Origin of the sequence: Ligilactobacillus acidipiscis (assembly GCF_900116935.1) — a bacterium.
Taxonomy (GTDB): domain Bacteria; phylum Bacillota; class Bacilli; order Lactobacillales; family Lactobacillaceae; genus Ligilactobacillus; species Ligilactobacillus acidipiscis.
In genome coordinates this window covers 2,370,570-2,382,622 of the sequence record NZ_LT630287.1, presented here as the reverse complement: position 1 = coordinate 2,382,622, position 12,053 = coordinate 2,370,570, and the positions used below count along the sequence as shown (strand labels likewise).

The following is a 12,053-nucleotide window of genomic DNA, read 5'->3' as shown; positions in this document are numbered from 1 at the left end:
AGGTATAATCTGAGGAAAAACGAATCGAGGCATTCCGATGACAACACCTAAACGATACGAACTGGAAGATGCTCAGTGGGACCGAATCAAAGGATACTTCCCACCATACCGGACTGGCCGTCCATCAAGCCTAGACAACCGTACCGCCCTCAACGCTATCCTCTGGCTCATGCGCAGCGGGGCTCCTTGGCGTGATCTACCTGAACGCTATGGCTCTTGGAAAACGGTGTATAGTCGCTTCCGAGCCTGGGTAAGTTCAGGCTTGTTCGAACAGGTTTTTCTCGAATTGATTGACGATCCCGACATGGAAAACTTGAGCTTAGATTCAACGATCGTTCGAGCGCATCAAAAGGCCACTGGGGCAAAAAAAACGCCGAATGTATGGTCGAAAATCAAGCTATTGGACTAAGTCGAGGTGGCCGAACGACCAAGATTCACGCACTCGTTGACGGATTAGGGAATCCCTTGGGTTTTCGCCTAACAGGTGGTCAAGTACATGATAGCCAAGTTGCCAGTGAGTTGCTGGAAGGCTTCGATATTTCTCAATCAAATATTATCGCGGATAAAGCCTATGGCACCGCGAAACTTCGCCAGTATATTGAAGATAAAGCAGGCGTCTATACCATTCCGCCAAAGGAAAATACCAAAGACAAGTGGACCTGTGATTACCACGTTTATTGTGAGCGCCATTTGATTGAGAACTTCTTCAATCAGTTGAAGAACTTTCGTAGGATTGCAACGCGTTATGATAAGCTCGCTCATGTTTATCTGGCTACGGTCTACATTGCCTCAATTTGCATCTTACTTAAGTAGTTTTCAGACGGACCCTAGATGATTTTGAGAAATTTCCGCTGTTTCCTTACGGTGTATGTGCGAGAGAGAAAAGAAATGCATTTTTTGAGAATTACAGTGTACACAACGATAAATTAGGTTTTGAACGAAAATTTAAAGTTTATGAGTCCAACAAAACAAGTAACATCAGAGTTAGCCCGACTATCGAAAATTCTCAAAGGTACCAACGGTGCATAAACTACAATCCAACTCGTGAGTATTTCAAAAATTATATTAAAGAACAGCCCTCATTAGGAATAGGATTACAGCTCTTCGTCCAGAACAAGATCGATATTGAACCAGTTTTCAAGTACATCGAACTTATTTACGAGACGAAGAAGCCGTTTCAAACGAGCTAAGGTTCTCTGTAATGACCATTAATTTAACCAAGTTAGCTCAGTTTTTGGCTAGTGATAGCCATTACTTTGTTGGACGACATGAACAAATTGTTCTTAAAAGTAAATATATAAATCAAACAAATAGGGTCAAAATTTTGAAAAACCAGAATTTTGACTCTGTTTTACATTTTGGAGATAATCTTTCCCAGCTTCTCATAACTTATTATTAAAGACGGTCGGCTAAACAGCGCTTACATTTATTAGCGTTATACTAAAATGATTTTTACAATCATAAATTTTAAACAAGCAGAACCTATCAGAGTAAATATTGTTTGTTTTCAGCTGACTTAAGCATGCCTTTATTTTAAAAATCAATTATTTTTACTTAGTAAGAAGCAAAATAGATGGTGAATTTTTGGTAATATAACCGACTTGACTATCACAGTTGAAGTATTGTTTTAATTTGGTCTGTAATTCGGCAACGGCTTTTCTGTGATCATTCTGTCGCTTAGGATTTACATTTTCCATGTAAAATAGAGCGTCACTAGTGTTTTCAGTAACCTCAACTCTGGCGCTATCACGCCAAGACCAGCAACGACTTAAGATAGAATGATCGTCAGTATAGATCACTTCGTTAGGCATAGCTTCTTGCTCTTCTTTTTCACCAATCGGCCAGAATTTTTCGCCACCTGAAGCAACCGTTAGTCGAATATCTCCTTCAATTTTTGCCAGGTCTTCTCCTGCGACAGGGAAAGCCCAGTTTAACGAGACTGAATTATAAACATCGACTATTGGGTTGATACTAGTAACTCCCTTACCTTGCTTAGCCCTTTTTAGCAGACTTTCGACAGCGCAACGTGCACCTTTTTTTGTTTTAAATTTTTGAAATGCTTTTCTCCAATCAGAAATTACATCGTTGGAACTGATTGGATTATCCGGGATCCATTTGATTGCTTGGCAATTAGCTTTTTCAAGTAAATTTGCAGGAATTTTATCGTTTTCATGGTTATTAATATCCTCAGCTACGATCACTGCAATTTCTACATCTGGAAATAAGTTCCAGAAAGGTGCTTCAGCTCTAAAGTTTTTCTTCATCAATGATACCCTCCTAGTATTAAGTATTATATGTATAATTAGGATGCTAGTTTGTAAAACCCAACCATTTAATACAAAATTTTATAAAAACCTCAACTCAATAAAATGAAACTTTTAAATGACCAAACAAAAAGGAATATAACCAATTAATTCACATAAAGTTTAAACAAAAACGTCATAATTTGCAAATCGATTTGAATCAGTTATAGGAAATCTGTGAGTGTTTTTTCGGCAATTATTGTCTTTCTTTTATCTATAATCGAATCAATACCAAGCATGCGAGCATTTCTGGCATACAAATTTTAGCTTTGCTTACAGATAATTAGTAATGTCCAATCTTAACGTAGATTTTTCGAGTTGGCTAAGCTATCTATCTCAAAGAAAATTGCACTGGATTGTATTAACGTTAATCGGTGAGCACATCAGCTTTTACCTGTCATCATAAATGCGCTATAAGGCGTGAATATGTGCAAGCAGATCAGATCGTTATTATTGACAGTTTGCCTAATTCACTATGTCAAAAAGTTAGAAACAAGCGTGCAAAGGTTTTTCTCTAACGTAACCGATATAAGGTATAATGTCGCAAAATCTATGTATTTTTAGGACTTTAAAACTCATTTGATCAGGGTAACTAATGGTTATATTTTGAATTATTTCGCTACCAAAATTCCAGTTCATGATACACAAGCTGGCTCAACTTAGATCGAGAGCTATCCCTGTTTAAACAGGAGTGCAATCTTTAAGCATCTTACCATTTAAATATGAAAGACGCTGGGTAACATAATAGTTGTTGCTTTAAAGAAATTACATTGTATCATTGAAGATTCCTTTTCAGTTTTGAAAGACGATCATAGTACTGAACGTAATTTGACGCGTATTGTGTATCTTTCAAAAGTCCCCATTTTTTATAATTAGAATGGCTAAGTCTATATGGCATTATAATTATTTTAAAACATTAGTTGATATTATTAAATAAAAAAGTTGTAGTTTGGAAAAATGAAAGCGGCTCTAATTATAAAGTTAACAAAAAATAATAATTATTTCTTTATTCTCACTTTATTCAAAATAATAATCACTATGCAATAAAGCTCTCAAAAAATGTATAAAGTATTGATTGGAATTCATCTTTATTTAAACAAAAATTTCATTTTTAAATATTGATATAGCAGCATTTGACAGCGTTTTTTTAATGAAGTACACTCTGAGCGTCAAAAGAAATAAAACACTAAGGAGTGACATTTATGCAAAAATCTACAGGAGTCGTTACACCAGAATTCCATACAGATAATGCTAAAAATTATGGATTTAGTAGTCCAATTCACGTATCTTCGGAAATTGGAAAGTTGCGTTCAGTAATTTTGAAGCGACCTGGCAGAGAAATTGAGAATTTAACACCTGATACCATGCCACGATTGTTATTTGATGATATTCCATATTTACCGATTGCCCAAAAGGAACATGACTATTTTGCTCAAACTCTCAGGGATAACGGCGCTGAGGTTTTGTACCTTGAAAACTTGGCGGCCGATGCATTGAATGAACAACCTGTTAAGCAAGAATTTGTTGATCGCATGGTCAAGGAGTCGGGATTTAAGGATGGACTAACATATTCTGCTTTGAAAGAATACTTGGTGGGCATGGAGCCTTTGCAAATGATTACCACCATTATGGAAGGCATTCGCAAGAGTGACATTGATCTGAACTACAAGGATTTACGATTACTTTCAGAAGATGCTGATTATCCGTTTTTAATGGATCCAATGCCTAACTTGTATTTCACTAGGGATCCAGCTGCCTCGATTGGTGATGGACTCTCAATTAATCATATGACATTTGCAGCTAGAAGACGTGAATCATTATTTATGGAATATATCATCAAACATAATCCACGTTTTGCAGACCAGGGCGTGAATGTTTGGAGAGACAGAAATCATACCACACGTATTGAAGGCGGAGATGAATTAGTCTTAAGTGATCATGTGATGGCTATCGGAATCTCACAACGGACATCGGCTGACGCGTTGGAAGATATTGCTCGTAATCTTTTTACAAATTCAAACTATGACACAGTTGTGGGAATTAAGATTCCGCACAATCATGCAATGATGCATTTAGATACAGTCTTTACTATGATCAATTACAATCAGTTTACAGTTCATCCGCAAATTATGAACGGCGGCAAGATAGATATGTGGGTCCTTCATCCAAGTAAAGATGGACAGATCACTAGCGAACACCGTACTGATTTGCTCGAGGTTTTAAAAGAAGTCTTGCATCAATCTGAACTTGACCTGATTCCAACCGGCAATAGTGATCCAATCGTTGCACCACGTGAACAATGGAATGATGGTTCTAATACTTTGGCCATCGCACCAGGAGAAGTTGTCACTTATGATAGAAATTATGTTTCTAATGAGATGTTAAGGGAACATGGAATCTTAGTTCATGAAGTTCTCTCAAGTGAACTTTCACGCGGTCGGGGCGGCCCACGTTGTATGTCGATGCCAATTATCAGGGAAGATTTAGAAACTAAGTAATAAAAATTCAGGACTAACTCTAGGTAAGTTATTTTAATAGTTTTAATAAGATAACAAGGTATAACACTCGTTCAATAAAAATTTAATTTGAGGTGAAGAATCACATGGAGAGTAAATTTGTTGGTAAAGAAAGTAACGTTTTTCAAGGACGCAGTATTTTGTCGGAAACATCAATGACACCTGCAGAAATGGAATATTTGATTAATTTTGGGCTTCATTTGAAATTTATGAAAAAGAATAATATTCCGCATCGTTATCTAGAAGGGAAAAACATTGCTTTGCTGTTTGAAAAGGCTTCGACTAGAACAAGATCTTCTTTCGTGACAGCGGCAATTGAATTAGGTGCGCATCCTGACTATTTAGGTAAAGATGATATTCATTTAGGTAAGAAGGAAAGTGTTGAAGATACTGCTAAAATTTTAGGATCAATGTTTGACGGAATCGAATTTCGCGGTTTCAAACAAGAAACTGTTGATGGGCTAGCTAAGTATTCTGGTGTGCCGGTTTGGAATGGTTTAACAGATGAATGGCACCCAACACAAACGATTCCTGATTTAATGACAATGAAGGAAAATTTCGGCCGTTTAAAGGGATTGACATTAACTTACATTGGCGATGGCAGAAACAACGTGGCTAACTCCCTGTTAGTTGGCGGTTCAATGGTTGGTGTCAATGTTCACGTGGTCACACCTAAAGCTTTATATCCTTCTGAAAAACATGTTTCTATCGCCAAGGAATATGCTGCAAAGAGTGGTGCTCAAGTTATGATTACAGACAACATTGAAGAGGGTGTTAAGGGCTCTAACGCCATTTACACAGATGTTTGGGTCTCAATGGGCGAAAGTGATTGGGAAGATCGTGTTAAACTGCTCAAACCATATCAGGTCAATATGGAACTGATGAAGAAAACAGGAACACCGGATGATCAATTGATCTTCATGCATTGTTTGCCAGCCTTTCATGATACTAAGACAGCGTATGGACAAGATGTCTATGAAAAATATGGTATCAGCGAGATGGAAGTTACTGATGAAGTCTTTCGTAGTAAATACTCACGTGTCTTTGAAGAAGGTGAAAACCGGAAGCACGGGATTAAAGCTATTATGGCAGCTACGTTGGGGAATTTATTTATCCCATCAGTCTAAAATGCTATTTTAAGTTTTGATCAGGAGTGTGAACTAAGATGCCTAAGAAAATCGTAGTCGCTTTAGGTGGTAATGCAATCGCGACTAAAGACGGCTCGGCGGGAGCTCAACTCAATTCGATCAAGCAAACCGCTGAGGTGTTGGCACAATTTGTTAAAGCAGGTAATCAATTGGTTGTCACCCATGGCAATGGCCCACAAGTTGGAAATTTGTTATTGCAAATGACTAAGGGACAGTCAAAAGGCAATCCTCCCATGCCTTTGGACACGGTGGGAGCTATGACGCAAGGCAGTATTGGCTACTGGCTGCAAAAAAGTTTGTCTGAGATTTTTGAAAAAGAAAATATTCAAAAAACGACTGCTACTATTGTAACACAAACTATAGTTGATCAAAATGACGAGGCATTTCATGCCCCTTCTAAACCTATTGGTCCGTTTTATTCCAAAGCTAAAGTAATAGCATACCAAAAAGAACATCCGGGATATGTTTTTGCGGAAGACGCAGGGCGGGGGTACCGAAGAGTCGTAGCTTCCCCGCGACCGATAAATATTAAAGAATCTCCGCTGATCTCATTGATGTTGGAAAATGGTATGGTACCGATTGCTGCTGGTGGAGGCGGTATCCCAGTGATTAAAACCGCTGATGGCAGCTTAACTGGTGTGGAGGCTGTAATAGATAAAGATTTTAGCGCGGCTAAATTGGCTGAAAATATTGGTGCAGATGAGCTGATAATTTTAACTGCGGTTGATTATGCCTATATAAATTATGGAAAGTCTTCCCAGAAAAAATTAGGAGAAGTAACCGTGCATGAAACGATGGAATACCTTGAGCAGGGCCAATTTGCGGCGGGAAGTATGTTGCCTAAAATTCAAGCTGCAAATGATTTTGTTTCAAATACAAATGGTCAGGCAGTTATTACTTCCTTGAAAAATGTTTCTCATTTAATTACTGGTCGCTCTGGAACAGTGATCACTAATTGATTTGTCATAATTGTTTTTAATGACAGATGCAAGGAGAGTCTGAGCATAGGAACTATGCCAGACTCTTTTTTTCTTGAAAAATTTAATAGTTTTAGTGAAGCACATTTGCTAGTGAAAGTTATCAATAAAATTTGAAGGGAATGAATTTAATGGAGAATAATTCAAAAGGAATCGCTAAAGGTGAGCTTGTTGCTTTAATAATTAGTTCATCGATTGGAACAGGGATTTTCGGTATTATGAACGATTTAGCTAATGCTGCAGCGCCAGGTCCTGCGTTACTGGCGTGGGTCTTTGTTGGAATCGGTATTCTTGCCTTGGTTCTCTCGTTGAATAATTTGTCTGAGAGACGTCCTGAACTTGATTCCGGGATTTTCAGTTATGCTGGAGCACAGTTTGGACCCTTAGGTGAATTTATTTCAGGCTGGGCCTATTGGCTGTCATCTTGGTTAGGAAATATTGCCTTTGCCACAATGTTAATGAGTTCTTTTGGGACCTTTTTTAAAGTGTTCAAAGGTGGTCAAAATTTAGCTTCGATTTTTGCAGCAATAATTATTATGTGGTTACTGACTCTTTTGGTAAATAATGGCGTTGAAAGTGCTTCTTTCATCAATACGATCGTTACGATCTGTAAGTTAATCCCAATCTTTGCATTTGTTGTCATTATGATCATCAGCTTTAAGGGCGGAATCTTTACGGCTGATTTCTGGGGCAACGTTACTAATAATGTCTTACACGGGGGCAAAACAGTTTCATTATTTGAACAGATGAAAGGTTCGATCATGGTTATGATGTGGGTCTTCATTGGAATCGAAGGAGCTTCTGTTTTAGGCAACCGTGCTAAGAAAAAATCTGACGCACAGCAAGCCACAGTTTATGGTTTAGTTTCATTACTAGCAATTTATATTTTAGTTTCATTGTTACCATACGGAGTCTTGAGTCAAGCTAAGATAGCCACTTTGCAACAACCAGCCATGGGTGAAATTTTGAAACACGTTGTTGGGTCATGGGGTTCAGTTATGATCAACATTGGCCTAATCATTTCTACACTTGGGGCATGGATTTCATGGACGATGCTGCCAGCTGAAACAACGATGTTGATGGCTAAGGACAAGACTTTGCCTAAGTCATGGGGAAAGGTTAATAAGAAAAATGCACCTACCTATTCTTTGGTAATTACTGGTGTAATGCAGACAATCTTCTTGTTTTCGCTGCTCTTTACTGAATATGCATACAACTTTGCCTACAGTTTATGTACAGCTGCGATTCTGATTTCTTATTTGATGGTTGGATCATATCAAATGCAATTCTCTTACCAAAAGAAAGAATGGGGACAATTTGTGATAGGTATTATTGCGGCTGCATTTCAGTTGACAGCGATGGTACTAGCTGGTTGGCAACAGGTTTTGATGGTTTCGATCCTCTATATTCCTGGATTTATCTTTTATTATTTGTCTAGCAAAGAAAATGATCGTCGAATCAATAAAAATGAGAAGATTACTATGGGGATAGTACTATTGATTGCCGTAATAGCAATTATTATGATCTGCACCGGTACAATAAAAGTTGGTTAAAATGAATAAACAGCAGAATTTCGAATTTGTTAATGGAGGAAAATAAGATGGCAAAAATAGTTGTTGCTCTAGGCGGGAATGCGATCCTCTCAGAGGATCCATCGGCCCAAGCACAAAAACGTGCTGTTAGTCAGACAGCTAAAGAGTTGGTTAATTTTATTAAAAACGGTGACCAGTTGATCATTACTCATGGTAACGGTCCACAAGTGGGAAATTTATTGTTGCAGCAAAGTGCTGGTGACAGCTCAGAAAACCCAGCCATGCCATTGGACACTTGTGGAGCAATGACACAGGGCAGTATTGGCTATTGGTTCCAAAATGCTATGCGTGAGGAATTGCTTAAGAATGGGATTGACAAAGACGTAATGACGATCATCACACAAACAATCGTTGCAGAGGATGATCCGGCTTTTCAAGATCCTTCTAAACCGATCGGCCCGTTTTATAAAAAAAGCGAAGTAGCGAAACTAAGGCAAGAACACCCAGACTGGAAGCTGATGGAAGACGCTGGGCGTGGATATCGGCGAGTGGTTCCTTCACCAAAACCCGTTAAAATCAATGAATACCGGGCAATCAAACAAGTCGTTGAGGCTGGAATCGTGCCGATTGTTTCTGGCGGTGGCGGGATACCTGTTGTTGAAAGAGGCGACCGTTTGGTCGGCACAGAAGCTGTGATCGATAAGGACTTTAGTGCGTCTAAGATTGCTCAACTGATCAAAGCTGACAAGTTGATCATTTTAACTTCTGGCGGAGGTGTTTACTATAACTATGGTCAGCCCGAACAAGCCGAATTAAAAACTGTTGGCATTGAGGAGATTCAAGAGCATATTAACGCTGAAGAATTTTCGAAGGGCAGTATGATGCCGAAAGTTAAAGCAGCGGTAGACTTTGTCCGCCAAAGCGGTAATCCCGCTGTTATTGGGGATTTGAAAGATGCTAAAGAGATCATTGAAGGAACTCAGGGTACGATGATCATTAATGAAGGTACTCAAACAGAATACAGATAAATTAAAGTTTTGAGCAAATAAGTTTCAAAGCTATTAATCAAGAGGCAGGAAGATAATGATGATTTTCTTGCTTTTTTGCTTTATTCCTATAAATGATATTGTTTAATATCGGTGGGAAAGTAAGTAATAAGCTAGACTTGATTTATTTAATTGGTCGCTAGTAAACAAATTTTTCTTTTTTAAAGAGCCTTACATTGAGGATTTTTGTAAGGCCATTTTAAAGCTTTCATATAATCTCCATGTAACACCATAAAATATTTTCAAAAACATGAATTATTTTGCACAATATATTTTGAGATTTGTTTGCGAGCTTTACCTAAGTGAACATATCATTTGATAAAATTTTCTTGCCAAATAATAAGTAAAATGCAGAAAGTATAAGAAAGACTCGCTTGTGTAAAATTATTTATTCCCGACATATGCTATTTTAACGGCGTTTTCAGCTCGATTAAAGTATTTTTTAATTTTATTTAATAGAATAAAAAATATAAATATGGGCTTACTCTTTTTGATTTTTGTAGTATGATAAGTAGGTAGCTAAATATGTGAAAAAAATTCAATGTTATGAAAAAGAATTGTACTAGGAGGAACCTTTTATGAAAATTGCTGAAATTGTTGGGACTAATTCGGCTGGATCATATAATCGTAAACTTTTAAAATATATGCAAAAACAGTATAGTTCAGATGAATGTGAACTTTCAGTTTGTGAGATCGACAATTTGCCTTTGTTTAATGTGTCGTTATTGTCGGGGGATTTACCTCAAGCAGTCAAAGTGCTTTATCATGAAGTCGAAACTGCTGATGCAGTGATAATTTCCACGCCTGAATATGACCACGCGATCACAGCAGCATTAAAGAGTGCACTAGAATGGTTATCTTGTCGGAAAGAATTGTTTTTCCAAAAACCGGTTATGATCGTGGGAACATCTTTGGGTAATCAAGGAACTTCCCGTGCCCAAGATAGTCTCCGTCAAATTTTAAACTCACCAGGTCTGTGTGCAGATGTTTTGTCGGGCCATGAATTTTTGTTAGGCCATTGTCAAGAACAGTTTAACCAAGCTGGAGTTTTGAAGGATCAGGATACTGCTGGATTTTTGGATGAATGCTTTACAGCTTTTGTTCAAAAGGTACGCATGCATCAAAATAGAAATGAAGAAAATGTAGCTTAAACTGTTAAATATGAATAGCATCAGTTAGGCATTGATCGCGTAAGATGGGTCAATGTTTTTTATTGTCTTTAGTTAGTTTCGGTAGCTAATATTTGCTACAATAAGACCATGGACAAAAGTTCGTTGCCGGAGTTAACGGACTCCGGTCTCTATCGTTATTTGCAACAGAATAGCCATGAATTGATCAACTGACTTTGGGACAATTGTTTTTTCAAAAGTATAAAAAGACCAGTTGTTTTGGTATTAGCGGACTCTAGCTGTTATTATGGATATTAATAGCAGCTAGAAAATGAATAGAAAAAAATGATTTATCAATTAAGGATACCAATTAATAAATGAGATGAGGGAACGGGTTTGGCATATATTGAAATTGAGCATTATTCAAAAGTATTTGGCAGCGGTGAACGTGGGATCCGCGCTAATGATGATATTTCCTTTGAACTTGAAAAGGGACAGTTAATGGTCATTGTGGGTGCTTCTGGTGCAGGTAAGTCAACTTTATTGAATACTTTGGGTGGAATGGATTCAGCTACTGAGGGCCGAGTAGAGATCAATGGGAAAAACATAGCTGAATATTCAGAAAAGCAGTTAACTACTTATCGGCGAAATTCGATTGGATTTGTTTTTCAATTTTATAACCTGATTCCTAATTTAACTACTTTAGAAAATGTTGAACTGGCATCTGAAATTTCTCCAGACGCACTTGATCCAGCTGAAACGTTGGGCAAAGTTGGTTTGGAAAATCGGAAAGATAATTTTCCTTCACAGCTTTCGGGTGGAGAACAGCAAAGAGCTTCAATCGCACGCGCGGTTGCAAAAAATCCAGAACTTTTGTTGTGCGATGAGCCAACGGGGGCGCTTGATTATAAGACAGGCAAAACGGTTTTACAGCTTTTACAAGATTTCAGCCACAAAGAGAGCAAAACAGTTATTATTGTCACTCATAATGCTGCGATCAAAGCGATGGCTGATCATGTGATCGAGATCTCTGATGGCAAAGTCAAAGAAGATTATCTTAATGAGTGGCCAAAACCAGTTTCCGAGATCGAGTGGTAGGTGAAGAGTTTGCATAAAATTCTAAGAAAGAATATTTTTCGTGAGTTTAGAGGCTCGTTTCCTCGTTTTATTTCGATTGCGATCTTACTGGCTCTGGGAGCTTTTGTGCTGATCGGATTAAAGGTCACCGGAGACGATATGCGTGCAACAGGAAACCAGTATTTTCGCCAACATAAAATGGCCGATGCACAGGTTACTAGCACGGTTGGCTTTAATAATAGCGACCGAAAATATATTGAGCGGATGAAGCATGTTAAACAGGCAGAGTACAGTATTTATCGAGATGCTTTAACAGCGGATTCAAAAAAACGATCCGGTTAAACG

10 protein-coding genes are annotated in these 12,053 nt (G+C 37.9%); 9 read left to right on the top strand and 1 reads right to left on the bottom strand.

Annotated elements, in window-relative coordinates; genetic code table 11:
• The first annotated feature begins 37 nt into the window (after positions 1–37).
• Positions 38–813, top strand: a protein-coding gene (locus BQ5903_RS11070; protein ID WP_086989537.1) for an IS5-like element ISLpl3 family transposase whose coding sequence is annotated in 2 segments (ribosomal slippage) — positions 38–362 and positions 362–813 — 777 coding nt in all. Because the reading frame shifts where the segments join, the coding sequence is not laid out codon by codon here.
• A gap of 737 nt (positions 814–1,550) precedes the next feature.
• Here the strand turns inward: BQ5903_RS11070 and BQ5903_RS11065 are convergent.
• Complete coding sequence (locus tag BQ5903_RS11065; RefSeq protein WP_010499671.1) at positions 1,551–2,264, bottom strand: B3/B4 domain-containing protein; 714 nt, start codon at positions 2,262–2,264, stop codon at positions 1,551–1,553.
• Between the two features lie 1,241 nt (positions 2,265–3,505).
• Between BQ5903_RS11065 and arcA the strand changes: the two genes are divergently transcribed.
• The 8 genes from arcA to BQ5903_RS12335 all read left to right on the top strand — a co-directional run bounded on the left by arcA (position 3,506) and on the right by BQ5903_RS12335 (position 12,050).
• Positions 3,506–4,801, top strand: coding sequence for an arginine deiminase (arcA, locus tag BQ5903_RS11060; protein WP_010499667.1), 1,296 nt, complete (start codon positions 3,506–3,508; stop codon positions 4,799–4,801).
• Between the two features lie 104 nt (positions 4,802–4,905).
• Positions 4,906–5,946, top strand: coding sequence for an ornithine carbamoyltransferase (argF, locus tag BQ5903_RS11055; RefSeq protein WP_010499666.1), 1,041 nt, complete (start codon positions 4,906–4,908; stop codon positions 5,944–5,946).
• 38 nt (positions 5,947–5,984) lie between these two features.
• The gene (gene arcC / locus BQ5903_RS11050) at positions 5,985–6,926 is read left to right on the top strand and encodes a carbamate kinase (RefSeq protein ID WP_010499665.1); all 942 of its coding nucleotides are present in this window, start codon (positions 5,985–5,987) and stop codon (positions 6,924–6,926) included.
• 149 nt (positions 6,927–7,075) lie between these two features.
• Positions 7,076–8,497 carry a basic amino acid/polyamine antiporter gene (locus BQ5903_RS11045; RefSeq protein WP_010499663.1) on the top strand — a complete coding sequence of 474 codons (1,422 nt, stop codon included), beginning with the start codon at positions 7,076–7,078 and terminating at the stop codon, positions 8,495–8,497.
• Between the two features lie 47 nt (positions 8,498–8,544).
• A complete protein-coding gene (gene arcC, locus BQ5903_RS11040) occupies positions 8,545–9,504 on the top strand; it encodes a carbamate kinase (protein WP_079579547.1) in 960 nt (319 codons plus the stop codon).
• Between the two features lie 596 nt (positions 9,505–10,100).
• Positions 10,101–10,673 (top strand): NADPH-dependent FMN reductase, encoded by a 573-nt coding sequence (locus BQ5903_RS11035; RefSeq protein ID WP_079579546.1) that lies wholly within the window; start codon positions 10,101–10,103, stop codon positions 10,671–10,673.
• A 354-nt stretch (positions 10,674–11,027) separates the two neighbouring features.
• On the top strand, positions 11,028–11,729 hold the full coding sequence (locus BQ5903_RS11030) for an ABC transporter ATP-binding protein (protein WP_079579545.1): 702 nt from the start codon (positions 11,028–11,030) through the stop codon (positions 11,727–11,729).
• A 9-nt stretch (positions 11,730–11,738) separates the two neighbouring features.
• Positions 11,739–12,050, top strand: a complete 312-nt coding sequence (locus BQ5903_RS12335; protein ID WP_035631529.1) for a hypothetical protein — start codon at positions 11,739–11,741, stop codon at positions 12,048–12,050.
• Positions 12,051–12,053: the final 3 nt, after the last annotated feature.